The organism is Chryseobacterium gotjawalense, from assembly GCF_030012525.1.
Taxonomy (GTDB): Bacteria; Bacteroidota; Bacteroidia; order Flavobacteriales; family Weeksellaceae; genus Kaistella; species Kaistella gotjawalense.
The window spans coordinates 2,540,409-2,565,004 of the sequence record NZ_CP124855.1; the positions used below are offsets into that span (position 1 = coordinate 2,540,409).

24 protein-coding genes are annotated in these 24,596 nt (G+C 37.1%); 13 read left to right on the forward strand and 11 right to left on the reverse strand.

The window, feature by feature from the left end; translation table 11 throughout:
- Window position 1 precedes the first annotated feature (1 nt).
- Window positions 2-1,627, forward strand: a complete 1,626-nt coding sequence (gene groL, locus QGN23_RS11545) for a chaperonin GroEL (RefSeq protein WP_282904449.1) — start codon at window positions 2-4, stop codon at window positions 1,625-1,627.
- Window positions 1,628-1,836: 209 nt separating this feature from the next.
- Here the strand turns inward: groL and pyk are convergent, their stop codons facing one another.
- From pyk to QGN23_RS11595, 10 genes are all read right to left on the reverse strand, one after another.
- Window positions 1,837-3,282 carry a pyruvate kinase gene (gene pyk / locus QGN23_RS11550; RefSeq protein WP_282904450.1) on the reverse strand — a complete coding sequence of 482 codons (1,446 nt, stop codon included), beginning with the start codon at window positions 3,280-3,282 and terminating at the stop codon, window positions 1,837-1,839.
- Window positions 3,275-3,745, reverse strand: a complete 471-nt coding sequence (locus QGN23_RS11555; protein WP_282904451.1) for an IPExxxVDY family protein — start codon at window positions 3,743-3,745, stop codon at window positions 3,275-3,277. The genes pyk and QGN23_RS11555 overlap by 8 nt, the downstream gene beginning before the upstream one ends.
- Window positions 3,720-4,484: a ribonuclease III gene (rnc, locus tag QGN23_RS11560; protein WP_282904452.1), complete on the reverse strand. Its 765-nt coding sequence runs from the start codon at window positions 4,482-4,484 to the stop codon at window positions 3,720-3,722. Before rnc ends, QGN23_RS11555 begins: the two co-directional genes overlap by 26 nt.
- A 17-nt stretch (window positions 4,485-4,501) precedes the next feature.
- The gene (gene fabF / locus QGN23_RS11565; RefSeq protein ID WP_282904453.1) at window positions 4,502-5,746 is read right to left on the reverse strand and encodes a beta-ketoacyl-ACP synthase II; all 1,245 of its coding nucleotides are present in this window, start codon (window positions 5,744-5,746) and stop codon (window positions 4,502-4,504) included.
- Between the two features lie 26 nt (window positions 5,747-5,772).
- The gene (locus QGN23_RS11570; protein WP_002976354.1) at window positions 5,773-6,012 is read right to left on the reverse strand and encodes an acyl carrier protein; all 240 of its coding nucleotides are present in this window, start codon (window positions 6,010-6,012) and stop codon (window positions 5,773-5,775) included.
- A gap of 343 nt (window positions 6,013-6,355) precedes the next feature.
- Window positions 6,356-7,279, reverse strand: coding sequence for a formimidoylglutamase (gene hutG, locus QGN23_RS11575; RefSeq protein WP_282906397.1), 924 nt, complete (start codon window positions 7,277-7,279; stop codon window positions 6,356-6,358).
- 4 nt (window positions 7,280-7,283) lie between these two features.
- On the reverse strand, window positions 7,284-7,871 hold the full coding sequence (locus QGN23_RS11580) for a hypothetical protein (RefSeq protein ID WP_282904454.1): 588 nt from the start codon (window positions 7,869-7,871) through the stop codon (window positions 7,284-7,286).
- A 24-nt stretch (window positions 7,872-7,895) separates the two neighbouring features.
- Window positions 7,896-8,816: a 1,2-phenylacetyl-CoA epoxidase subunit PaaA gene (paaA, locus tag QGN23_RS11585; protein ID WP_282904455.1), complete on the reverse strand. Its 921-nt coding sequence runs from the start codon at window positions 8,814-8,816 to the stop codon at window positions 7,896-7,898.
- Window positions 8,817-8,844: 28 nt separating this feature from the next.
- Window positions 8,845-9,102 (reverse strand): hypothetical protein, encoded by a 258-nt coding sequence (locus QGN23_RS11590; RefSeq protein WP_282904456.1) that lies wholly within the window; start codon window positions 9,100-9,102, stop codon window positions 8,845-8,847.
- Window positions 9,103-9,129: 27 nt separating this feature from the next.
- Window positions 9,130-10,218: an FAD-binding oxidoreductase gene (locus QGN23_RS11595; RefSeq protein ID WP_282904457.1), complete on the reverse strand. Its 1,089-nt coding sequence runs from the start codon at window positions 10,216-10,218 to the stop codon at window positions 9,130-9,132.
- Window positions 10,219-10,555: 337 nt separating this feature from the next.
- On the opposite strand from QGN23_RS11595, the gene clpB reads away from it, so the two are divergent.
- Entirely contained in the window at window positions 10,556-13,147 is a 2,592-nt protein-coding gene (clpB, locus tag QGN23_RS11600; protein WP_282904458.1) for an ATP-dependent chaperone ClpB, read from the forward strand.
- A 649-nt stretch (window positions 13,148-13,796) separates the two neighbouring features.
- On the opposite strand, the gene QGN23_RS11605 is transcribed toward clpB, so the two are convergent.
- A complete protein-coding gene (locus QGN23_RS11605) occupies window positions 13,797-13,928 on the reverse strand; it encodes a hypothetical protein (RefSeq protein WP_282904459.1) in 132 nt (43 codons plus the stop codon).
- Between the two features lie 268 nt (window positions 13,929-14,196).
- Here QGN23_RS11605 and QGN23_RS11610 point away from each other — a divergent pair, with 268 nt between their 5' ends.
- The 11 genes from QGN23_RS11610 to rpsJ all read left to right on the forward strand — a co-directional run bounded on the left by QGN23_RS11610 (window position 14,197) and on the right by rpsJ (window position 24,392).
- Window positions 14,197-16,122 (forward strand): ABC-F family ATP-binding cassette domain-containing protein, encoded by a 1,926-nt coding sequence (locus QGN23_RS11610; RefSeq protein ID WP_282904460.1) that lies wholly within the window; start codon window positions 14,197-14,199, stop codon window positions 16,120-16,122.
- 139 nt (window positions 16,123-16,261) lie between these two features.
- Window positions 16,262-17,590, forward strand: a complete 1,329-nt coding sequence (locus QGN23_RS11615; RefSeq protein WP_282904461.1) for a hydroxymethylglutaryl-CoA reductase, degradative — start codon at window positions 16,262-16,264, stop codon at window positions 17,588-17,590.
- A gap of 1 nt (window position 17,591) precedes the next feature.
- A complete protein-coding gene (locus QGN23_RS11620; RefSeq protein WP_282904462.1) occupies window positions 17,592-17,762 on the forward strand; it encodes a hypothetical protein in 171 nt (56 codons plus the stop codon).
- A gap of 1 nt (window position 17,763) precedes the next feature.
- Window positions 17,764-18,150: a DUF423 domain-containing protein gene (locus QGN23_RS11625; RefSeq protein ID WP_282904463.1), complete on the forward strand. Its 387-nt coding sequence runs from the start codon at window positions 17,764-17,766 to the stop codon at window positions 18,148-18,150.
- 19 nt (window positions 18,151-18,169) lie between these two features.
- Window positions 18,170-18,433, forward strand: coding sequence for a hypothetical protein (locus QGN23_RS11630; RefSeq protein WP_282904464.1), 264 nt, complete (start codon window positions 18,170-18,172; stop codon window positions 18,431-18,433).
- A 2-nt stretch (window positions 18,434-18,435) separates the two neighbouring features.
- The gene (locus tag QGN23_RS11635; protein WP_282904465.1) at window positions 18,436-19,302 is read left to right on the forward strand and encodes a DMT family transporter; all 867 of its coding nucleotides are present in this window, start codon (window positions 18,436-18,438) and stop codon (window positions 19,300-19,302) included.
- 116 nt (window positions 19,303-19,418) lie between these two features.
- Window positions 19,419-20,612: an ADP-forming succinate--CoA ligase subunit beta gene (gene sucC / locus QGN23_RS11640; protein ID WP_282904466.1), complete on the forward strand. Its 1,194-nt coding sequence runs from the start codon at window positions 19,419-19,421 to the stop codon at window positions 20,610-20,612.
- 415 nt (window positions 20,613-21,027) lie between these two features.
- Complete coding sequence (gene rpsL, locus QGN23_RS11645; protein ID WP_034718671.1) at window positions 21,028-21,441, forward strand: 30S ribosomal protein S12; 414 nt, start codon at window positions 21,028-21,030, stop codon at window positions 21,439-21,441.
- 25 nt (window positions 21,442-21,466) lie between these two features.
- Window positions 21,467-21,943, forward strand: a complete 477-nt coding sequence (rpsG, locus tag QGN23_RS11650; RefSeq protein WP_133439483.1) for a 30S ribosomal protein S7 — start codon at window positions 21,467-21,469, stop codon at window positions 21,941-21,943.
- A 6-nt stretch (window positions 21,944-21,949) separates the two neighbouring features.
- A complete protein-coding gene (gene fusA / locus QGN23_RS11655; RefSeq protein ID WP_282904467.1) occupies window positions 21,950-24,067 on the forward strand; it encodes an elongation factor G in 2,118 nt (705 codons plus the stop codon).
- A gap of 19 nt (window positions 24,068-24,086) precedes the next feature.
- Complete coding sequence (gene rpsJ, locus QGN23_RS11660; RefSeq protein WP_056035238.1) at window positions 24,087-24,392, forward strand: 30S ribosomal protein S10; 306 nt, start codon at window positions 24,087-24,089, stop codon at window positions 24,390-24,392.
- Window positions 24,393-24,596 lie beyond the last annotated feature (204 nt).

Below are 24,596 nucleotides of genomic sequence, written 5' to 3' on the forward strand. Positions count from 1 at the left end.
AATGGCAAAAGAAATAAAATTCGATATCGAATCCAGAGATGCTTTGAAAAGAGGCGTTGATGCATTAGCAAATGCAGTAAAAGTAACATTAGGACCAAAAGGAAGAAATGTAGTTATAGAAAAATCTTTCGGTGCACCCCACGTAACCAAAGACGGAGTTTCTGTCGCAAAGGAAATCGAACTCGAAGACCGGGTTGAAAATATGGGTGCTCAGATGGTGAAGGAAGTAGCTTCCAGAACCAGTGATATCGCAGGAGACGGTACAACTACAGCAACCGTTCTTGCTCAGGCAATCGTTCGCGAAGGTTTGAAAAACGTTGCAGCTGGAGCTAATCCGATGGATTTGAAAAGAGGTATTGATAAAGCAGTTTCTGAAGTAGTGAAAAACTTACAGTCTCAATCTCAGAAAGTGGGTGATTCTTCAGAAAAAATTAAGCAGGTTGCTTCTATTTCTGCCAATAATGATGATACCATCGGAACTTTAATCGCTGAGGCGTTTGGAAAAGTTGGTAAAGAAGGTGTAATTACGGTTGAAGAAGCCAAAGGAACCGATACAACTGTTGACGTTGTTGAAGGAATGCAGTTCGACAGAGGTTACCAATCTCCTTATTTCGTGACTAATCCAGAGAAAATGGTTGCAGAATTAGAGAATCCTTATATTCTTTTAGTTGAGAAAAAAATCTCCTCAATGAAAGATTTGCTTCCGGTTTTGGAGCCGGTTGCACAGGCAGGAAAATCTTTATTAATTATCTGTGAAGAAGTTGAAGGGGAAGCTTTGGCAACTTTAGTAGTCAATAAATTAAGAGGTTCTTTGAAAATTGCTGCTGTAAAAGCTCCAGGATTTGGGGACAGAAGAAAAGCAATGTTAGAAGATATCGCCATCTTAACGGGAGGAACAGTTATTTCCGAAGAGAGAGGTTTCACAATGGAAAACGCTACTTTGGAAATGTTGGGAACTGCTGAAAAAGTGGTGATCGATAAAGACAACACTACTTTGGTAAACGGTGGAGGAGACGAAGCTCAGATCAAAGGAAGAGTTAGCCAGATCAAAGCGCAGATGGAAACAACTACTTCTGATTACGACAAAGAAAAATTGCAGGAAAGATTGGCAAAATTAGCCGGTGGAGTTGCAGTTCTTTACGTTGGAGCAGCTTCTGAAGTAGAAATGAAAGAGAAAAAAGACAGAGTTGATGATGCACTTCATGCAACAAGAGCTGCCGTAGAAGAAGGAATTGTTCCCGGAGGTGGTGTTGCTTTGGTAAGAAGTATTCCAGCTTTGGATACTTTGAAAGGTGATAATCAGGATCAGGATACAGGTATCAAAATCGTAAAGAGAGCGATCGAAGAACCATTAAGACAAATCGTTGCCAATGCAGGAGGTGAGGGTTCTGTAATCGTTGCGAAAGTAGCAGAAGGAAGTGGAGATTTCGGTTTCAATGCGAAAAACGATGAATTCGTAAACATGTACGAAGCAGGAATTATCGACCCTACAAAAGTAGTTCGTGTTGCCTTGGAAAATGCCGCTTCTGTCGCAGGAATGTTATTAACAACAGAATGTGTAATTACGGAAATTAAAAGCGCAGAACCAGCAATGCCAATGGGTGGCGGAATGCCGGGAATGATGTAATTTTATACCTTCAAAGGTTTAATTATAAAAAAATAATCCGTTCAATTCGTTGAGCGGATTATTTTTTTTATTATAAAGAGATGATTGTTAAAGCTTTCAGCCTCTCCCTTCAAATTTGAAGAAATTTTAAAGTAAATTTTATTTGTTCTTAAAAAAGCAAAAAAAATTGCATTCAAAAAGAACGCAATTTTTTTAATATTTGAATGGGATTAAATGTTAGTCAATCTCAAAGTATTTGTTTTTCCATCTTCATAAGCTGGGGTTGCATTCAGGTTCAATACAAAATCACCTTTTTCTACGTAACCATAAGTGTGAGCCAACATATTAACCTGGATAATGGTTTCATCGGTTGATTTTTGCATATCGTAATAAAATGCACGGACTCCCCATAATAAATTCAACATCGTAATAACGCGTTTGTTAGAACTGAATACGATGATGTTAGAATTTGGGCGGTGTGCTGAAATCTGAAAGGCAGTGTAACCGGAATACGTTAAAGTAACAATCGCTTCCACATTGGTGGTTTTTGCAATTCTTACGGCAGCAAGGCAAATTCTTTTTGTGATAAAACGCTCATCGATACAATCGAAATCATGTTCAATTGGTGAGTTTTTAGTTCTGTAAAAATGAGTTTGCTCAATATTTTTAACAATCTTAGCCATGTTTTTAACAACATCAACAGGATAACGGCCTACGGAAGTCTCTCCGGAAAGCATTACTGCATCAGCACCATCTAATACAGAGTTCGCAACATCGTTTACCTCTGCTCTGGTCGGGGTTAAGCTTGTAATCATGGTTTCCATCATCTGGGTGGCGATGATCACGGGTTTCGAGTGTTTACGGGCTTTCTCTACCAGATTTTTTTGAATGGCAGGAACTTCCTCCATCGGAACTTCTACACCTAAATCACCACGCGCAACCATGATACCATCGCATTCCAAAAGAATTTCTTCAATATTTTTGACTCCTTCCGGTTTTTCAATTTTTGCGATAATTGGCGTTTTCTGTCTGTTGGTAGGATGGTTTTTTATAATCTCCTTTAAATCAATAATATCCTGTGCATGGCGGACAAAAGATAAAGCAATCCAATCTAATTCCAAATCCAGTATATAGTTAGCATCTTCAATATCTTTTTCTGTTAGAGCCGGAAGAGAAACGTTGGTGTTAGGAAGATTTACGCCTTTTTTAGAACTTAGCGGTCCCCCTTGAATCGTCTTTGCCTTTACGGTATCTATATTATTGGTTTCGGTAACTTCTAAAACGAGCTTTCCGTCATCAATCAAAATTCTTTCACCGACTTTTACATCTTGCGGAAATTTCTGATAAGTCATGTAAACTCTTTCAGAGTCACCTTCTATTTTTTCATTGGTAAAGGTTAGGATATCGCCTGGATTCAGGTATGATCCTTCTTTCACCACGCCAACACGTAGTTTCGGACCTTGTAAGTCTCCCAGGATTCCTACAGATTGTCCCAGTTCCTGGTTGATTTCGCGGATGGTATCTACATTCTTTTTTACGATATCGTAATCTGCATGAGAGAAATTTATTCTAAAGATATCTACACCGGCTTGCACCAGTTGCATCATCGTTTCTTTGTCAGAAGAAGCTGGGCCGAGCGTCGCGATGATTTTTGTTTTTTTTATATATTTATTCATAATATTGAATTAATTGATAAAGCTCCTCGATAGGGCTTAATTGAAAATCTTGTATTTGAAACATCAGGTTTTCAGGCAGCAAAATTAGTGAAAAATCATCAAATGGTTCCGAAGTCTTGATGAGGTAATTTACATCGGGATAATGGTCGAGTAAATATTTTGTATCCTGCTCTGTATTAAAGAGTTCTACGGGACTGCTTTTTTGAATGCTGTGATTTGATTGATTTGCAATAAAGTGAATGCAGATTTTGGTATCGTGATGAAATGACCGAAACCGCGGAAAATAATAGTCATAATACTTACCATGATAAATTAAATCTGTGATTCGGGTAAACTTGAAAGGGTTCAATACATTGAGATGATAAAAAAGTTCGTAATCGGGAACTTCTTTTGCAAGACGAACTAAACCTAAGGTAATTTCATCGTCTTTATCAATCTCAAGAGTGAACTTTTGGGTTTTCAAGAATACTTTGTTTTTTATTTAAAATATAGAAAGCTCTTTGTGCAGCTTTTTCTTCTGCTTTTTTCTTAGAAGTTTCGGTAGCATTCGAGATTTTATCGTTATCCAGCCAGACATGAGTTCTAAAAACAAAATTTTTATTGGCCTGAATCTCTTCTAAAGTCTCATACCTGATCGTGACTTTTTTCTTCTGACTCCATTCCAGCAATAACCCTTTATAGCTGATTATTTTGTTTTCAAGTTGATTGATCGCTTTTGGCGTCAGCAAGCGGTCGAGAAGTATTTTTCTGCAGGTATCATAATCCTGGTCGAGATAAATCGCTCCAACTAAGGCTTCAAAAAGATTCCCAGCGATATTTTCACTGAGAGAAGTATTGGATTCATTTTGCAAAAACTTAGTCAGTGAGAGTTCGTTCCCTAATTTATTAAGGTTTTTCCTGTTTACAATTTTTGATTTCATCTGAGTGAGATATCCTTCATTGGCATCGGGATAAGTCGCAAAAAGATGGCAGGAAATAATCGTTCCCAACACGGAGTCGCCTAAGAACTCAAGACGTTCGTAGTTTTTGGTCTGCTTGTTTTTAGATGAGGTTTTTAAAGAAAATGCTTCCCGATAGAGATTAATATTTTGAACAGGACAACCAGTGATTTTGGTCATCTCGTTACTTAAATAATAGTCTTTCTCTGATAGGTTCTTCTTTCTTTTAGCCAGGAATTTAGAAATGTATTTCTTTAACTCCATTGAGTTTTTTTAAGGTCTTAAATTTTGGTAAAGAGTACACAAGCATTATGTCCGCCAAAACCAAAAGTATTACTCATGGCAACTTTCACTTCTTTCTTCACGGCATGATTAAATGTAAAATTCAGTCTTCTGTCGATTTTTTCATCATCCGTAAAGTGGTTGATAGTAGGAGGTACGATGTTGTGAATAATGGTATGTATTGCTGCAATCGCCTCAATAACTCCCGCTGCGCCAAGTAAATGGCCAGTCATCGATTTGGTAGAATTAATCTGAATGTCGAAAGCGTGTTCTCCCAATAATTTTGAAATTGCATTAGATTCGGCAATGTCTCCCAATGGAGTAGAAGTCCCATGCATATTGATGTGGTCTACTTCATCGGCAGTAATGCCTGCGTCTTCTAAACAGTTTTTCATTACGAGATAAGCGCCCAGTCCTTCAGGGTGTGGTGCTGTCATATGATAGGCATCTGCACTCATTCCACCGCCTTTTAGTTCGGCATAAATAGTTGCGCCACGTTTTACAGCGTGCTCATATTCTTCCAAAATAATACAACCCGCTCCTTCGCCCAGAACGAATCCGTCCCGGTCTTTATCAAACGGTCTTGATGCGGTTTTAGGATCATCATTTCTGGTAGAAAGTGCCATCATTGCATTAAATCCGCCAACGCCACTTGCAGTGACTGCGGCTTCAGATCCGCCACAAACGATTACATCAGCTTTTCCTAATTGAATCAGCATTTTGGAATCGATAAGAGCATTTGCAGAAGATGCACATGCGGAGACCGTTGCATAGTTAGGACCATGGAAACCATATTCTATGGAAATGTGTCCCGGTGTAATGTCAACGATCATCTTTGGAATAAAGAAAGGATTGAATCGAGGAATATCAGTATTCGCCCAACCCAAAACCTCTTTTTCAAAAGTTTCTAAACCACCAATTCCAGAACCCCAAATTACGCCTACACGATTTTTGTCAACATTGGACTCAATGATGCCGGAGTGCGCTACGGCTTCTCTTGCGGCAACGAGCCCAAGTTGCGTGTTACGGTCCATTTTTTTAGCTTCTTTCTTATCGAAATGTTCTAATGGATCGAAGTCTTTGACTTCGCACGCGAATTTGGTTTTGAACTTTGAGGCATCAAAAAGAGTAATAGGAGCGGCTCCGCTCTCACCTTTGACAAGGCTTTCCCAGTATTCTTTAGCGTTTTTTCCAACAGGCGTAATCGCGCCAAAGCCGGTTACAACTACTCTTTTCAATTCCATAAATTTTGTTCTTTGTTGATAGAATATTATTTGTTCACTACTTCTTCAATGTAAGCAATAGCGTGTCCTACCGTAGTTATTTTTTCTGCTTGATCATCAGGAATCTGAATGTTAAATTCTTTTTCGAATTCCATAATTAGTTCTACAGTATCCAAAGAATCAGCTCCTAAATCGTTAGTGAAGCTAGCTTCTGGAGTTACTTCTGTTTCTTCAACGTCGAGTTTATCAGCGATGATAGCTTTTACTCTTGATGCAATGTCTGACATAGTAAGTTATTTTTAATTAATTGTTAGTTGCTGCAAAGATATAAAATTCTTTATGATTTGAACTTTTTTTACCAAATTTTAAATGAGGAGTCAAATGAAATTTAATAATGACTGAATTTAAACTGCTCTGATTGTGTAATGCCGCTGTAATATTTTTATTGCAAAACTGACCTTGTTGTTTTTATTGGTGTTTTTGACGAATTGAAAGTCAATAAGTTAAAAACTTTAATCTGTAGGTTTCGAAAATGATATTCTTTTTTTTCTCTTTTAAGTTGGGAAGGAACCTGTTCTTTTTTTGTAAACTGCGATTAGGTAAATTTGCTTCTAATTATCAGTGAAAAATTTAATTTTCGGTCAGTATAAACCATTCATTGATCAAAGAGGCGGCCAGTCTCGCTGTAATTTCATTAGGGTCATAGGTCGGATTTACTTCGGCAACATCCATCGCAACCTGTTTTTTAGATTTCAGAATATGCTTGAACAAATGGTTGAAAGCTGCGTCTGCAAAAATCCCGTTATAAGCCAAAGCAGAAACTCCCGGAGCGATTGAAACATTGAAAACATCCATGCAAACGGTTATGTAAATAACATCTGATGTTTCTATAAAGTCATTGAGTTTAGAATAAAGGTTGGGCAGATTTTCAAAAAACAGTTCTTCTGCCAAAATATAGTTCATCCCATATTGGTGAGCGGTATCAAACAGTTTCAAAGTATTTGAATTTCTCTGAATTCCGATATGCATGGAATGGATTGTGCCTTCCTGCGCAATTTGCCAAAAACCAGTTCCTGAACTTGCGCCAATTTCAGGATCAATTTCGCGATTGTCAAAATGCGCATCAATATTAATAATTCCGATTTTTTGAGTGGGAAATGCTTTTTTAATTCCGGAATAATGTGCGAATGTCACTTCGTGACCGCCACCGAAAACGATTGATTTGGCTTTTCTTTTTAAAACTTCAGCAACTTTATTAGCAAGTTCATTTTGGGTTTTTTCTAAATTTTCGTCTGCGCAATATATATTGCCAAAATCTTTCAGTGTAAATTCAGGATTGACGACCGGGAAATTCGAACTGTTTTTTCTAATAATATCCGGAGCGTCTTTTGCGCCAACTCTTCCTTGATTTCTTTTTACACCTTCATCAACGGCAAAACCATGCAAAACGAAATCGTTTTCCAAAATGTTATCGTAATTATTCTCCAAAGTTACCCTTTGAAAAACTCTGTGATAAAGCGGTTCATCGCCATCGAAACGTCCTTGCCAGATCATCATTTTAGATTTTTTTTTCAAATCTTTTTTTAGATTTTTTATATGAATTAAAATCCCAACTACTATCGAAACCTTTCCAAAAAATCCTTATAACTACTTTTCCATAGATATTGCTAATTAGTAAATCCATATCTCCATATCTAAAAGAAATATTTTTTTCAGCATAAGCATTTGTGTTATTGTTAGTTCGATAATCTTCAGTTGCGTCTAGAACTTCTTGAAGTTTATTAAGGAAATTACATGCCTCATCCTTATTAAAGTTTTTAAAACCATAACCTTGATATTCAGTGCCATTGTCATTCCAAAAATTGCCATAAAAACAAAGCAGTAAGCCTTCTTTGTTCTTTGTCTCAGATTTGTAAAGCAATGTCGTTATTTCGCCTGAATTAGAAGATGCTAATGCGATATTTTCAAATTTTGAAATTTCATCAGAATTCCCTAGAATGTTCTTAATTAGAAATTCGTTAGATCTAAATACAGTTATATCTTTATTCCAATCTTTTGCAAACCAATTTCCCGAATTAGCTGAAGTTTGAGCATATATAGAATCAGTAATTATAATGAATAACAATAAAATTAATTTTTCTTTCATTTATGATAAATTAATTGTTTATAACTATTTCTCCGCAAATGCCATCGCCGCATCTTTCACCCAAGAATGTTCGCGTTGTGCTTTTCTCTTCGTTTCCAAACGTTTTTTATTACACGGACCATTCCCTTTCAAAACTTCCATGAATTCATCCCAAGGCAATTCTCCGAAATCGTAATGTTGGGTTTCTTCATTCCATTTTAAATTTTCATCGGGAATTTTTAAGCCTAAAAACTCAGCCTGAGAAACAGTTACGTCTACAAATCTTTGACGCAAATCGTCATTGCTTTCTCTTTTTACCCGGTAATTCATGGATTTTTGAGAGTTCGGAGAATCGGCATCATTCGGACCAAACATCATCAAAGCCGGCCACCAAAAACGATTCAAGGCTTCCTGCGCCAAATCTTTCTGTTCTTTCGTTCCGCGGCAAAGCGTCATCAAAATTTCATAACCTTGTCTCTGGTGAAAAGATTCTTCTTTGCAAATTCTCACCATCGCTCTGGAATATGGACCGTAAGAATTCCCCATTAACATGACTTGATTCATTATTGCAGCGCCATCTACCAACCAGCCGATTGCGCCAATATCTGCCCAGGAAAGCGCAGGATAATTGAAAATACTGGAATATTTTGCCTTTCCTGAAAGCATATCATTGTAAGTGGAATCGCGGTCTGCAGCAATTTCGCCGTTATTCAAAGTTTCTGTCGCCGCATATAAATAAAGGCCGTGTCCCGCTTCATCCTGAATTTTTGCCAAAAGTGCCATTTTTCTCCTCAAAGTAGGAGCGCGTGAAATCCAGTTTGCTTCGGGAAGCATTCCCACGATTTCGGAATGGGCATGCTGGGAAATCTGTCTCACCAATAATTTTCTGTAATCATCGGGCATTACGTCTTTCGGTTCTACTTTATTTTCTGCCTGTACGTATTCTAAAAATTTATCTTGATTCATGTGAGTTCTTTTAATTAAAATTGCCGGTTTACTGTGCGCTGATTGCATCTTCTTCCGGCAGATAAAGTCCGATTCTTCCTTCAGAGAATTCGCCAACAACAAAATTTATGGTTTTTTCGGGGCTTTTAATTTCATATTCGTTGAAGAGGTATGGATTTCCACTTAATGGTCCGATTACCTCAATCTTTCGATCAGCGCAATGCCAATAATGATTCCAAATATTAATGCCTTCTACTTTAAATTCTTTTTCTTCTTCAATTAAGGACGCAAATTTCCAGTTTTTCATGATTGGTGATTTTTTAAATAAAACAGATTAAACATCATAATTCAGCATCACTACATTGGTGGTCGGGTGACACTGACAGGTTAATACAAAACCGCGCTCCACCTCGTCGTCGGTGAGTGCAAAGTTTTTTTCCATAAATACTTCACCTTCCATGACCTGTGCTTTGCAAGTACAGCAAACGCCTCCTTTGCAGGCAAATGGAACAGGAAGTTTCTCTGCTAAAGCCTGGTCTAAAATACTCTTTTTCTTTGAATTCAGATGAAATGAATATTCATCATCATCAATAATTAAAGTCACCATGCTTTCTAAATTAGGAATGGCTTTGAATTCATCACTCATTTCTGCATTTCCTTCTTCGTCGGGTGCGGCGTAATATTCGTACATGATCTGAAGCGACGGAACTTTCTTTTCTTTTTTCAGATAATCAGAAATTCCTTTGATCATTTCAGACGGTCCGCAGATGAAATAAGTGGAATCCTGAACGGGAATATCGGTAAACCTCTGGAATAACAGATCTAATTTCTCCGCAGAAATTCTGCCTTCAAAAAGTTCATCTTCAAAATGTTTTTCTCTGGATAACAGGAAAATAACTTTCAATCTTCCCTGGAATTTCTCCACTAAATCATCAATTTCTTTTTTAAAGATAATATCGGTGAAACTTTTATTGCTGAAGAAAAGATAAGCTGAACTCTGTGGTTCCTGATAAAGCGCTTCTTTTATATTGGACAATACCGGCGAGATTCCGCTTCCTGCAGCTAAACCAATGTAGGTTTTTTGATTCGAAATATGATAGTGTGTGTAAAAATGTCCGCTAGGAGCCATCACTTCAACACTATCGCCCACTTTTAATTCGCTGTTAAGATAAGTAGAAACTTTTCCCTTGTCCAGATGTTTTACTAAAATTTCCAGTTCCGGATTTTCTTCGCTCGGCGCGTTGATGATAGAATAGCTTCTGCGCAAATCGTCTTCCCCAAAAACAAATCTTACATTCAGATATTGTCCTTGTTTAAAAGAAAATTCGTGTTTTAAGTTTTCCGGAATTTCGAAAGCGATATGGACGCAATCATTGGTTTCGCGTGATACTTTTGTTGCTTTTAGTTGATGAAAATGATGCATAGTATTTTAAAAACTCAATAAAAGTGAGTTCAACAAATATACTTATTTTTTGAAAAGTATAAAAACGGCGTATTTATTTCATTCATTATTTTAAATCCGTGCATTTTTCTTGAAGGATATTGGGATGCAAGAAATTGATAAATCCTCAAAAGTGGAAATATTGGCTTATTGTTTAGTTTAAATTTATTGATTTCGGAAATTTTGACTGATTTTATTTGATTATAATCAAAAGAACAGTTTTTGAAGAGTAGAAATAAGAATTTAATAATGATAAAAAAATAGTGAGAATTCAAAAATGGGTATGGATTCTTTTTCAGAACACTAAAAACATATAATTATGAACTTAGATCAATATACCGTAAAATCGCAGGAAGCCATTCAGAAATCGCAGCAGATTGCGATGGAGTTTGGAAACCAAAGTATCGAACCACAGCATTTGCTGGAAGGGATTTTTCAAATAGATGAGAATATTTCTGAATTTTTATTAAAGAAATCGGAAGCCGAATTAACTTTAGTCAGAGAAAGAAACCGCGAGAATATCGAAAAGTTGCCGAAGGTAGAAGGTGGCAATATTTACCTTTCACAGCCGACAAACAAGGTTTTGCTGGATGCTCCGAATGTTGCCAAAAAAATGGGTGATGAATTTGTTACCATCGAACATCTTTGGCTTTCGCTTCTCGATGTGAATTCCGATGTTTCGAAAATGCTCAAAGATATGGGACTAACTAAAAGTGGTCTGGAAACCGCCATCAAGGAATTGCGGAAAGGTTCGAAAGCTACTTCAGCAAGTTCCGAAGAAACCTATCAAAGTTTGAATAAATATGCCAAGAATTTTAATGAACTCGCTGCTGAAGGAAAACTTGATCCGGTTATCGGTAGAGATGAAGAAATCCGTAGAGTTTTGCAGATTCTTTCCAGAAGAACCAAAAACAATCCAATCTTGATCGGTGAACCCGGCGTGGGTAAAACTGCGATTGCAGAAGGAATTGCACACCGCATAATTTCCGGTGATATTCCTGAAAATTTACAGGACAAAACTTTGTTTTCGCTTGATATGGGAGCTCTGATCGCTGGTGCAAAATATAAAGGAGAATTCGAGGAAAGACTGAAGTCTGTAATCAATGAAGTCATAAAATCAGACGGTCAAATTATTCTTTTCATCGATGAAATCCATACTTTAGTTGGCGCAGGCGGCGGAGAAGGAGCGATGGATGCTGCAAATATTTTGAAACCGGCTTTGGCAAGAGGAGAACTCAGGGCAATCGGAGCGACTACTTTAAATGAATATCAAAAGTATTTTGAAAAAGACAAAGCATTAGAAAGGCGTTTCCAAAAAGTGATGGTTGAAGAACCGGATACAGAATCTGCGATTTCTATTTTACGTGGAATTAAAGATAAGTACGAAGCTCACCATAAAGTTCGAATAAAAGATGAAGCGATTATTGCAGCAGTAGAGCAGTCTCAGCGGTATATTTCTGGCCGTTTTTTACCGGATAAAGCCATCGACTTAATTGATGAAGCTTCTGCGAAATTAAGAATGGAAATCAATTCAAAACCAGAATCGCTGGATGTTTTGGATCGCAAACTGATGCAGATGGAGATTGAGCTCGCTGCGATTTCTAGGGAAGGAAATGATATTAGAGTAAGTCATCTGAAAGAAGATATTTCAAAAGTTGCGGAGGAAAGAAATGAAATCAACGCAAAATGGCTCAAAGAAAAACAAAAATCAGAGGATTTAACTTCCATTAAAAAAGATATCGAAGCATTGAAATTAGAAGCAGAGCGGGCGTCCAGAGCTGGAGATTATGCTAAAGTTGCCGAAATTCAGTATGGTAAAATTAAAGAAAAAGAAAGCGATTTGCAGAAACTCGAACTCGAGATGCAAAACAACCAAAATGAATTAATTAAAGAAGAAGTTACGGCAGAAAACATTTCGGAAGTAATTTCGAAATGGACAGGAATTCCGGTGACTAAATTAATTCAGTCCGAAAGACAGAAATTATTGCATCTGGAAGATGAGCTTCACAGAAGAGTTGTTGGTCAGGAAGAGGCGATAGAATCGGTAGCGAATGCCATCAGAAGAAACCGTGCCGGATTAAATGACGAGAAGAAACCGATCGGAAGTTTTCTTTTCCTTGGTACAACAGGTGTCGGAAAGACTGAGTTGGCAAAAGCACTTGCAGAATATCTGTTCGATGATGAAAATAATATGACCAGAATCGATATGAGCGAATATCAGGAAAGACATTCTGTTTCACGTCTGGTGGGTGCTCCTCCGGGATATATCGGTTATGAGGAAGGTGGGCAGTTAACGGAAGCTGTCCGCAGAAGACCATATTCAGTCGTTCTTTTAGACGAAATTGAAAAAGCGCATCCGGATGTTTTCAATACTTTGTTGCAGGTTTTAGATGATGGAAGATTAACTGATAATAAAGGAAGAGTCGTCAATTTTAAAAATTCGATTGTTATCATGACATCGAATTTAGGTTCACCTTTGATTATGGAAAATTTTGAAAAAATTACAGACAGTAATGTAGAAGAAGTCGTAGCCACAACAAAAGAACAGGTTTTTGAACTGCTTAAACAAACATTAAGACCAGAGTTCATTAACAGAATTGACGAAATAGTTCTTTTCCAGCCTTTGAACAGAAAAGAAATCGGAAAAATCGTGCATTATCAATTGCAGGACTTCAACAGAATGTTGGAGAAAAGAGGAATTATTATCACCGCGACCGACGATGCTGTAGAATATGTGATGAACAAAGGGTACGATCCGGCATTTGGAGCGCGACCTTTAAAAAGAGTTCTTCAGCAGGAAGTTCTGAATAAACTGTCCAGAGAAATTCTCGCAGGACATGTGAATGATGGCGACCGAATTACCCTGGATTATTTTGATGAGAGTGGTTTGATTTTCCGGCCGACAGAATAATTCAGATTTATAAATCATTTAAACCCGTCTATTTGAAATTTCAAATAGACGGGTTTTTGCGTGTGGGCCTATATCGAAGTGCATTTCGAAGAATTCAATTTTCAAAATGGCAAAGTATTTGCTTTCTCTAAATTGAAAAATTTTTTTTCATCATTTGTGTTTTTGGATCCGCTGAGTAATCAGCGGATCCATTTTTTTAAATTTATGGTTGTGGAAAAAAGATTAAAAATACTTTGAATAAAATTTTGATATTCAAAAAATAAGCGCAATATTTGCAGTGTTCAATGCTTGTACAAGCAGAGAATAAATTTTTTTTCATCATTTGTGTTTTTAGAATCCATCAGTCATGATGGATTCTTTTTTTTTGTTATTGAAATCGTAAATATTATAAATTTTTAAAAAAAACAGCCAATATGTTTTGTTATGCAAGGAATAATACCGACCTTTGTAGCATTCAATGCTTGTAAAAGCAAAGAATAATTTTTTTTCATCATTTGTGTTTTTAGAATCCACTTTCATCGGTGGATTCTTTTTTTCTTAAAAATGAAGCTTTGCAATGATGGAAAAATGGCTTCTGCGACTGCATTTACGATATGGTCCAAATCAACATTGAAAGCCCAAAACTTTTTGCTGACTTTTTTAGCTCTGGCTATTCAGCTTTGTTTTTTCCATCACTGCAGCCCATTTCTACAAAACCGCAGTTTTTTAAACCGTTTTTAATATCAGTCATTTGTCGTGGATCCGCTTCCGGAAAGAAAAAGTCTGCATGATCATCATCCATCAGTTCTGAAATTTCCGTTTTTATGTTGGTTTCTGAATTTTCCTGGTCAGATTTTTAGGAAAATTATTGCCTTAAAGGTTCTGCTTGATGGGAAGTAAAGTATAAGACGGTGAAAAGGCTGGTTCGATTTTTCATTTTAAAATAACTGGAAAGGTAAATATTTAAGTGAAAAAATTAAGCAACTGCCCACGCAACTTAGTCTGTAATTCAATTAGTTTCACTACTTTTGCACCTCGAAAATTCACTTATCAATTAGTATTCAAAAAATATGATTTCTGTTCAAAATTTAGGTCTTCATCACTCCGGGAATTACCTTTTTCAAAATGTAAATTTCACCATTAAAAAAGATGATAAAATCGGTTTGGTCGGCAAAAACGGAGCGGGTAAATCGACCTTGTTAAAGATGCTTACCGGCGAAATTAATTTCTACGAAGGAGGTATTATACAAGAAGGAGTAGTAACCATTGGTTTCCTAAAACAAGATTTGGATTTCGTGAAAGGTCGTACCGTTTGGGATGAAACGCTTCAGGCATTTGAAGCGATCAATGCCATGAAGAATGAACTCGATGACGTCAACAATCAAATGGTTACGAGAATTGATTACGAAAGTGATTACTATGAAAATTTAATTCATAGAATGACCGAGCTGAATGATCTTTTGATGCATCACGACGCTTATAATTTAGAAGGTGATGTAGAGAAAGTACTATTAGGACTGGGTTTTAAAGCTGATGATTTCCATAAAATAACCGATGAGTTTTCGGGAGGTTGGAGAATGAGAATTGAATTGGCGAAACTGCTTTTGCAGAAAAATGATTTAATGTTACTCGATGAGCCAACCAATCACCTGGATATGGAATCCATTATTTGGCTGGAAGCTTTTTTGAAAGATTATCCTGGCGCAATCGTCTTAGTGAGTCACGATAAGCAATTTATGACCTCAGTTTGTAATAGAACTTTTGATATTAATAATAGAAAAGTTGACGATTATAAAGCCAATTATACCAAATATTTGGAGTTGAGTAAGGAGCGAAAAGAAAAACAAATTCAAGCCAAGAAAAATCAGGATGTCGAAATTAAGCAAATGGAAGATAATATCAACCGTTTCCGCGCTTCTGCGACTAAATCTTCTTTCGCGCAATCTTTGATTAAGAAACTGGATAAACTGGAGAGAATTGAAGTTGATACCGATGATGTTTCAAAATTTAATATTCGATTTCAGCCCGCTGTAACTCCAGGAAAAGTCGTTTTTGAAGCCAAGAATTTAGGAAAAGCTTATGGTAATAAACAAATTTTTGATAAGGTTGATTTCTTTATCGAACGTGGACAGCGAATCGCTTTGCTTGGACAAAATGGACAAGGTAAAACGACTCTGGCAAAAATATTGTCAGGAGAAATTACCGATTATTCGGGAGAATGGAATCTCGGACATAACGTGAATATTGGATATTTTGCTCAGAACCAGGAAGAAGTTTTAACACCGAATAAAACAGTTTTAGAAGAAGCGGAAGATGCTGCGACCGAAGAAACCCGTCCAAGAGTTCGAGACTTGTTGGGAAGTTTCCTTTTTCAGGGAGATGACGTTCAGAAAAAAACGAAAATACTTTCCGGAGGTGAGCGTAACCGTTTGGCTCTATGTAAATTACTGCTTCGTCCATTCAATACGTTGATTATGGATGAGCCGACGAATCACTTAGATATTCAATCCAAAGAGATTATCAAACTGGCACTTCAGAGATTTGAAGGAACATTGATTGTTATTTCTCACGACCGTGAATTTTTACAAGGGTTAAGCGATAAGATTTTTGAATTCCGAGATGGAAGAATGAAAGAGTTTTTGGGAGATGTTAATGATTATCTGGCATTCCGTCAAAAAGAAAGTATCCGCGAAATTTCTGCTGAGAAATCCAAATTGCAGGAACTGAGAAACGAGCCAATTCAGGAAAAGGTCATTGAGAAGCCTGTTGAGAAAAAGGTGGTTATCGTGAGTAAAGATCAAAAAAATATTCAAAACAAAATAAAGAAAGTAGAAGAAAAAATTTCTGAACTCGAATTGAAAATCGAGGAAATGGAAGCGACTTTCACTTCAGGAAATCCTTCCGCAGAAACTTTAGAAATTTATAATACCAAGAAATCAGATTTAGATCTGGCTTTGCAGGAATGGGAGTTTCTGGGAACGCAGTTGGAGAATTAAAGAAATCTTCGAAGTACTAAAATTTTATTTTTATTAAATTGCCACGAATGCACGAATGTCTTTAATTCGTGCATTCGTGGCGTGATGACTAAAAACTTCCAGCCAAAAATTCCTATCTTTGAACTTTAATTAAACTTCAATGAATCACAGTCCGGTAGAAGGTTTTTCTAAACTTTCAAAACAAAGAAAAATAGATTGGCTCATCAAAGAATATCTGAGCGAAGACCGCAGTTACGAACAGGTTCTTCAGCAGTATTGGAATGGCGATCACACGCTGCAGAAATTACACGAAGAGTTTTCAGAAAACACCATTTCTAATTTTTATATGCCGTACGGAATTGCGCCTAATTTCCTTATCGACGGGAAATTATTGGCATTGCCAATGGCCGTGGAAGAAAGTTCGGTAGTCGCAGCCGCTTCAAAAGCCGCAAAATTCTGGATTGATAAAGGCGGCTTCAAAACAACCATCATTAATACTAAAAAATTAGGTCACACGCATTTTATTCTGAATGTGGAACCTCATAAATTACAGCATTTCTTCAACTTTAAATTAAAGAAAAGATTATTTGAAGCGACCGAAGAAATCACAAAAAACATGCGAAATCGTGGCGGTGGAATTTTAAACATTCGTCTCATCGACAAAACTGCGGATTTGGAAAATTATTTTCAACTGAAAGCGAGTTTCGATACGGTAGATTCTATGGGCGCCAATTTTATCAATTCCTGTTTGGAACAGTTCGGAAAAACTTTGACAGAAGAAGTTCAGACAGAAGAAAATTTCACGCCGGAAGAAAAAGATTCGCTGCAGATTGTCATGAATATCCTTTCCAATTTTACGCCGGACTGTATTGTACGTGCTGAAGTTTCCTGCAAAATTGAAGACCTGAAAGACGACAGCGGAATTTCTAATGAGGAATTTGCAACCAAGTTTAAACGCGCGGTGACCATCGCCGAAATCGAACCTTTCCGTGCGACCACTCATAATAAAGGAATTATGAATGGAGTTGACGCGGTTGTAATTGCGACAGGAAATGATTTCCGTGCAACCGAAGCCTGCGCGCATGCTTATGCCGCAAAAGACGGGAAGTATTCAAGTCTGACGCATTGCACAACCGATAACGGAATTTTCAGATTTTGGATCGATCTTCCAATTTCTGTCGGCGTTGTTGGTGGTTTGACGAATCTTCATCCGCTGGTGAAATTTTCTTTGGCTTTGCTCGGGAAACCTTCTGCGCAGGAACTGATGAGTATTTTGGCGGTTTCCGGTTTGGCGCAAAATTTCGGAGCACTTCGGTCTTTGGTAACAACCGGAATTCAGAAAGGGCACATGAAAATGCATTTGTTCAACATCCTGAACCAATTAGGAGCAACGGAAGAAGAGAAAAATCATTTCGTTACTTATTTTAAAGACAAAACGGTGACGCATCATGAAGTGATTACAGAGTTTAATAAATTGAGGAATAAATAATATGTTGCAACTTTTTTTAGGGCTTTTAATTTTAATTTTTGGGATTTTTCTGAAAACAACAAAGGATCCGGGATTTGCCAAATCAAAGAAATTTTCGTGGATGTTTATTCTCATCGGAATATTGTGTATTATCGGAAAATTAGTCATCATGTATCAACAGGGAGAATTATAATATGAAAAATTTAACATTAATCATCGGAGCCGTTTATGGATTGGTTTCCGTAATTTTAGGAGCTTTCGGAGCGCACGCTTTAAAGAAAGTTTTATCCGTAGATAAATTGCAAAGTTTCGAAACTGGCGTGAAATATCAAATGTATTCCGCATTATTTTTATTGATCGTGGGATATATTTTAAAATTTGAAACCCCTTCAGAAAAATGGATTTCTATTTTAATGATTGCCGGAACATTTCTGTTTTCGGTAAGTATTTATTTACTGGCATTCAGTGAAGTGGCCGCAATTCCTACAAAAGCAATCGGGCCAATAACGCCGATTGGTGGTTTACTGATGATTATTTCCTGGGCGATGCTGATCTTTTATTTTGTGAAAGCAAAATTTTAAATCCTGGACTTCAAACTTAGTGTATGTTTTTCTTCATCGCTGGAAACTCCAGAAATTAGTCGGAAAAGAAACCCGTAAAATCAATAAAAACGGATTTTTGGTAAATGCAGAAATCAAAGTTTTTAAGAATTATATTACACTTTTCTTTATTCCACTCATTCCGCTTGGTAAAAAATACAGCTTCTATATTCCGCATTCAGATGAGTATTATGAGAATGATTATTTCTCGAAAATGCCTGCAGACTATTTAGAAATCTGCAAAGAAGTAGGTAGAAAATATTAAACATGACGAAACCAAGAATCGCTTTATTTCTCGGAATTTTATGTATTTCCATTTTCCCCGTAATTGTGCGGATGAATCTCACGTCGGGATTAATTTCTGCGTTCTACAGGATGGCAATTGCAACCGCGATTCTTTTGCCTTTTGCCCTTTATAAGAACAAACTTAAGTTAGAAAACCTCAAAACGCTTTTGCCTATAATGGTTTGCGGCGTTTTGTTTGCTTCAGATATTGCCGTTTGGAATATTTCAATTCAGAATTCATCTGCCACGCAGGCAACTTTGCTTACAAATCTTTCTCCGATTTGGGTCGGGATTTTTTCCTTTGTTTTTTTGAGTTATCGTCCGCGAAAAAGTTTTTGGCTCGGAACTTTAATTGCCTTAATCGGAATGACGGTTTTTGTAGGTATTGATGTGATTTTAGAATTGAAATTAGATGTCGCTTTCTTCCTCGGTATTCTTTCCGGATTACTGTATGCTTTGTATATTTTGGTGAGCAAAAGCCTGTTGGAGAAATTAGAAGTCATTACTTTTATCACCTACAGTATGATTTTCAGTACCATTTTTCTTTTCATTATTAATGTTGTTTTTGGGGAACAGTTTTTCGGTTTTTCAAATAAGGCGTGGGTTTCACTTGTTATTCAGGGAGTTGTTTGTCAGTTAATTGCGTGGTTACTCATCAGTTATGCGACCCAGAATATGCGGGCGACCAGAGTTTCCTTAAGTCTTTTGAGTCAGGCGATTTTTGCCACTATTTTAGCGGCAGTTTTTGTGAATGAAAAAATAACGGTGGTTCAAATGGTTGGTAGTATTATTATATTAGCCGGGATTGCAACTACCTTTTATGAAAAGACAAAACCTGCAATCAAGTAATTTTAAGAACATTAAAACCGGTTTTGCCAAAAAATTCAATGGGTTCAACTGTTATCTTCTCAAATTTTCTTAAATTTGTCAATCTTTAAAAAAAATAAATATCTAATTAAAATATTATGAATCTTCACGAGTACCAATCCAAAGAGATTTTGGCAAAATACGGAGTTAACATCCAACGAGGTTTTATTGCAAACACTGTGGAAGAAGCAGAAGCAGCCGCGAAAAAACTGACTGAAATGAACGGTAACGAAGGCTGGGTCGTTAAAGCACAGGTTCACGCAGGTGGGCGTGGAAAAGGCGGCGGCGTAAAGTTCTCACCGAACATGGAAAAACTGAAAGAAAATGCTGGAAACATCATCGGAATGCAGTTGGTTACTCCACAAACTTCTGCCGAAGGGAAAAAAGTAAATTTCGTTTTGGTAGCTGAAGATGTATATTATCCGGGAGAAACAGAAACCAAAGAGTTTTATGTTTCTATCCTTTTAGACAGAGCGCAAGGTAAAAACATGATCGTTTATTCTACAGAAGGTGGGATGGATATCGAGCACGTTGCTGAAGTAACTCCACATTTAATTCATAATGAAGTGGTAGATCCTGCAGTTGGATTGCAAGGTTTTCAAGCAAGAAAAATCGCGTTTAACTTAGGTTTAGAAGGCGCTGCTCATAAAGATTTCGTAAAATTCATTGCTTCTTTATACAACGCTTATGTTGGTATTGATGCAAGTCTTTTTGAAATCAACCCGGTTTTAAAAACTTCTGATAACAAGATTATCGCTGTTGATGCTAAGGTTTCTTTAGATGACAACGCATTGTTCCGTCACAAAGATTTGGCTGCGCTGAGAGATACAAGAGAAGAAGATCCTACCGATGTTGAAGCTGGTGATGCTGGTTTGAACTTCGTGAAGCTTGATGGTGACGTTGCTTGTATGGTAAACGGTGCTGGTCTTGCGATGGCGACTATGGATATCATTAAATTATCCGGCGGTAATCCAGCGAACTTCTTAGACGTTGGTGGTACTGCTGATGCAGAAAGAGTTCAGAAAGCTTTCGGAATTATCTTGAAAGATGAAAATGTAAAAGCAATTTTGATTAACATCTTTGGTGGAATCGTACGTTGCGACAGAGTTGCACAAGGTATTGTAGATGCTTACAAAGCAATGGGGAGTCTCCCAGTTCCATTGATCGTGAGATTGCAAGGAACCAATGCAGTTGAAGCAAAACAATTAATCGATGATTCTGGTTTGCCGGTACATTCTGTGATTACTTTGGAAGAAGCTGCTAATAAAGTAAAAGAAGTTTTAGGACACTAAAATTTTCAAAATATAAAAGAGAAACCGTTTCATTAAGTTGGAGCGGTTTTTTTGTGTAACGAATTATTATTTTAAATATATTTTACATCTACGGAAAGGCTAATTGCTTTATGTATTATCGTGACAGGGATTTGGTTCCGCTGTAGAATAAGAGGGCGGCAAAGAATTATTGTACAACTCCTTAATATATGTTGAATAGCGTCGGATTAATAATTTCTTAGATTTAAGATATCTTTTCTACTTTAGAAGTAATGTCCGAAACAGCTGGTGGAATAATTTCGAAGAATTCTCGGTAATGCCTTTGTAATCTCATAAAAAATAATTTCACTGAAAGTATTTGTAAATTATTGTAAATCAGGGTTTGCTAATTCAAAATAATTTCCTATTTTTGCCCCCTAAAATAAAAAGCAATTTAATGCCTACTATTCAACAATTAGTAAGAAAAGGAAGAGTCTCGCTTGCCAAGAAGAGCAAATCGGCGGCCCTTGAATCTTGTCCACAAAGACGAGGTGTATGTACAAGAGTATATACTACCACTCCTAAGAAACCTAACTCTGCACTTAGAAAAGTTGCAAGGGTAAGACTTTCAAACGGTAAAGAAGTTAACGCCTATATCCCGGGCGAAGGACATAATCTTCAAGAGCACTCGATAGTATTGGTTAGAGGCGGAAGGGTGAAAGACCTACCGGGAGTACGTTATCACATTGTTCGTGGAGCTTTGGATACCGCAGGAGTAGCTGGAAGAACCCAGAGAAGATCAAAGTACGGAGCGAAAAGACCAAAACCAGGTCAAGCAGCTGCAGCACCTGCAAAAGGTAAGAAAAAGTAATCATTAATTTTTAAGAAACGAAACAATGAGAAAGACAAAAGCGAAAAAAAGACCGTTGTTACCCGATCCAAAATTTAATGATCAACTGGTAACAAGATTTGTAAACAATTTGATGTTTGATGGTAAAAAATCAATCGCATTCAAAATTTTCTATGATGCATTAGATATCGTAGAAAGCAAAAAAGGAGATAACGAAAAGCCAGCTCTGGAAATCTGGAAAGATGCTTTGACTAACGTTATGCCTCACGTAGAAGTGAGATCAAGAAGAATCGGGGGTGCAAACTTCCAGATTCCAATGCCAATCAGAGCTGATAGAAAAATTTCTATGGCAATGAAGTGGTTAATTAAGTATTCTACAGCAAGAAATGATAAATCAATGGCTCAGAAATTAGCTACGGAAGTTATCGCTGCTGCGAAAGAAGAAGGTGCTGCGTACAAAAAGAAAACAGACACTCATAGAATGGCTGAAGCAAACAAAGCATTTTCACACTTTAAATTCTAATCTGAAATGGCAAGAGATCTTACATTCACAAGAAATATCGGTATCGCTGCGCACATTGATGCAGGGAAGACCACCACTACAGAAAGGATTTTATTCTATACAGGTAAAGTTCACAAACTAGGAGAAACTCACCAGGGTTCATCACAAATGGACTGGATGGAGCAGGAAGCAGAAAGAGGTATTACAATTACTTCTGCAGCTACAACCTGTAAATGGGTGTTCCCAAGATTTGAAGGACAGCCTACACCAGATTCTCACGAATACCACTTTAATATTATCGATACACCAGGACACGTAGATTTTACGGTTGAGGTAAATCGTTCATTAAGAGTATTAGATGGTTTGGTATTTTTATTCTCAGCGGTTGATGGTGTTGAGCCTCAATCAGAAACCAACTGGAGATTGGCAGACAATTACAACGTTGCGAGAATGGGATTCGTAAACAAAATGGACAGACAAGGTGCTGACTTCCTTATGGTTGTAAACCAGGTTAAGGAAATGTTAGGTTCCAATGCAGTTCCAATCGTTTTACCAATCGGTGCTGAAGAAACTTTTACAGGAGTAGTAGATTTGATTAAGAACCGTGCTATTATGTGGCATGATGATACCCAAGGAGCTACTTTCGACGTTATTCCAATTCCGGAAGATATGTTGGATGAAGTACACATGTACAGAGAAAAATTAGTTGAAGCAGTTGCTGATTATGATGACACTTTGATGGAGAAATTCTTCGAAGATCCAGATTCAATTTCAGAAGACGAGATCAACGCAGCTTTGAGAAAAGCAACGATCGATATGTCGATTATCCCAATGACTTGTGGTTCTTCATTTAAAAATAAAGGAGTACAGTTTATGTTGGATGCAGTATGTAAATACTTGCCTTCACCAATGGATAAAGAATCAATCTTTGGTATTAATCCAAAAACTGACGAGGAAGTTGCAAGACATCCTTCAGTTACTGAACCTTTTGCAGCTTTGGCATTTAAAATTGCTACCGATCCTTTCGTAGGAAGATTGGCATTCTTTAGAGCATATTCAGGAAGACTTGATGCGGGTTCTTATGTGTTGAACACAAGATCAGGTAACAAAGAAAGAATTTCTAGAATCTACCAAATGCACGCTAACAAGCAAAATCCTGTAGAATATATTGAAGCAGGAGATATTGGTGCAGCGGTTGGATTTAAAGATATCAAAACTGGAGATACTTTGTGTGACGAGAAAAACCCAATCGTTCTAGAATCGATGGTTTTCCCTGATCCAGTAATCGGTATCGCAGTAGAACCTAAAACAAAAGCAGATCAGGATAAAATGGGGAACGCTTTGGCAAAATTGTCTGAAGAAGATCCTACTTTCCAAGTGAAAACTGACGAAGCTTCCGGTCAAACGATTATTTCAGGAATGGGTGAACTTCACCTTGATATCTTGATCGACCGTATGAGAAGAGAGTTTAAGGTAGAGGTAAACCAAGGTGAACCACAAGTAGAATACAAAGAAAACTTAACACAAGTTGCTGCTCACAGAGAAGTTTACAAAAAACAATCTGGTGGACGTGGTAAATTTGCTGATATTCAATTCGAATTAGGCCCAACCGATGACGGTAAAGCTGGTTTAGTATTCGTAAATGAAATCAAAGGTGGTAACATTCCAAGAGAATTTATCCCATCGGTAGAAAAAGGTTTCAAAGAATCTATGAAAAACGGTCCTTTAGCAGGATTTGAAGTAGAAGGAATTAAAGTAACTTTGAAAGACGGATCTTTCCACGCAGTGGATTCAGATGCATTATCTTTCGAACTTGCAGCAAAAATGGGCTTCAGAGAAGCAGGTAAAAAAGCGAAACCGGTAATCATGGAACCAATCATGAAACTGGAAGTAGTAACTCCAGAAGAATACATGGGAGATATCGTAGGTGACCTTAACAGAAGAAGAGGAACCGTAAACGGTATGGATGACAGAAACAACGCGAAAGTAATCAAAGGATTCGTTCCACTTTCAGAAATGTTCGGTTATGTAACTTCATTGAGAACCCTGTCTTCAGGTAGAGCAACATCTTCTATGGAATTCGAAAAATACGAAGCAGCCCCACAAAGTGTCGCTGAAAAAGTAATCGAAAAAGCAAGAGGTTAATTATTTAAATTAGATCAAAATGTCACAAAGAATCAGAATAAAATTAAAATCTTACGATTACAGTTTAGTAGACAAATCTGCTGAGAAAATCGTAAAAACGGTAAAAGCTACCGGCGCTGTTGTAAACGGTCCGATTCCTTTGCCAACGAATAAGAGAATCTTCACCGTGTTGAGATCTCCTCACGTAAACAAAAAAGCAAGAGAACAGTTCCAACTATCTGCACACAAAAGATTGATGGACATCTATTCTTCTTCTTCCAAAACGGTAGATGCACTAATGAAATTAGAGTTACCTTCAGGAGTTGACGTAGAAATTAAAGTGTGATAAAAGTCGGAGGACAGAAGTCGCAAGAGCGAAGTTTTTCTACAAGCACTTTGCTATGATAATAAAATCCCTTTTCGAAAGATTGGGGATTTTTTGTTTGATTAAAGTTTCAGTTGTTGATGAAATTTTTTTATTTTTTTTGGAGCAACAGGAGTTTCGTATATTACGATTCCTGGCGATCCCATTTTTACCAGCTTTTCAGTC

Coding starts and splice junctions, on each gene's coding strand:
- QGN23_RS11635 (WP_282904465.1), top strand. CDS start 18,436: ATGACGAAACCAAGAATCGCTTTATTTCTCGGAATTTTATGTATTTCC.
- QGN23_RS11580 (WP_282904454.1), bottom strand. CDS start 7,871: ATGAAAGAAAAATTAATTTTATTGTTATTCATTATAATTACTGATTCT.
- clpB (WP_282904458.1), top strand. CDS start 10,556: ATGAACTTAGATCAATATACCGTAAAATCGCAGGAAGCCATTCAGAAA.
- fabF (WP_282904453.1), bottom strand. CDS start 5,746: ATGGAATTGAAAAGAGTAGTTGTAACCGGCTTTGGCGCGATTACGCCT.
- QGN23_RS11595 (WP_282904457.1), bottom strand. CDS start 10,218: ATGCATCATTTTCATCAACTAAAAGCAACAAAAGTATCACGCGAAACC.
- hutG (WP_282906397.1), bottom strand. CDS start 7,279: ATGATCTGGCAAGGACGTTTCGATGGCGATGAACCGCTTTATCACAGA.
- fusA (WP_282904467.1), top strand. CDS start 21,950: ATGGCAAGAGATCTTACATTCACAAGAAATATCGGTATCGCTGCGCAC.
- QGN23_RS11615 (WP_282904461.1), top strand. CDS start 16,262: ATGAATCACAGTCCGGTAGAAGGTTTTTCTAAACTTTCAAAACAAAGA.
- rpsL (WP_034718671.1), top strand. CDS start 21,028: ATGCCTACTATTCAACAATTAGTAAGAAAAGGAAGAGTCTCGCTTGCC.
- rpsG (WP_133439483.1), top strand. CDS start 21,467: ATGAGAAAGACAAAAGCGAAAAAAAGACCGTTGTTACCCGATCCAAAA.
- QGN23_RS11610 (WP_282904460.1), top strand. CDS start 14,197: ATGATTTCTGTTCAAAATTTAGGTCTTCATCACTCCGGGAATTACCTT.
- rpsJ (WP_056035238.1), top strand. CDS start 24,087: ATGTCACAAAGAATCAGAATAAAATTAAAATCTTACGATTACAGTTTA.
- pyk (WP_282904450.1), bottom strand. CDS start 3,282: ATGAATAAATATATAAAAAAAACAAAAATCATCGCGACGCTCGGCCCA.
- QGN23_RS11570 (WP_002976354.1), bottom strand. CDS start 6,012: ATGTCAGACATTGCATCAAGAGTAAAAGCTATCATCGCTGATAAACTC.
- QGN23_RS11620 (WP_282904462.1), top strand. CDS start 17,592: ATGTTGCAACTTTTTTTAGGGCTTTTAATTTTAATTTTTGGGATTTTT.
- paaA (WP_282904455.1), bottom strand. CDS start 8,816: ATGAATCAAGATAAATTTTTAGAATACGTACAGGCAGAAAATAAAGTA.
- groL (WP_282904449.1), top strand. CDS start 2: ATGGCAAAAGAAATAAAATTCGATATCGAATCCAGAGATGCTTTGAAA.
- sucC (WP_282904466.1), top strand. CDS start 19,419: ATGAATCTTCACGAGTACCAATCCAAAGAGATTTTGGCAAAATACGGA.
- QGN23_RS11605 (WP_282904459.1), bottom strand. CDS start 13,928: ATGGATGATGATCATGCAGACTTTTTCTTTCCGGAAGCGGATCCACGA.
- QGN23_RS11625 (WP_282904463.1), top strand. CDS start 17,764: ATGAAAAATTTAACATTAATCATCGGAGCCGTTTATGGATTGGTTTCC.
- QGN23_RS11590 (WP_282904456.1), bottom strand. CDS start 9,102: ATGAAAAACTGGAAATTTGCGTCCTTAATTGAAGAAGAAAAAGAATTT.
- rnc (WP_282904452.1), bottom strand. CDS start 4,484: ATGGAGTTAAAGAAATACATTTCTAAATTCCTGGCTAAAAGAAAGAAG.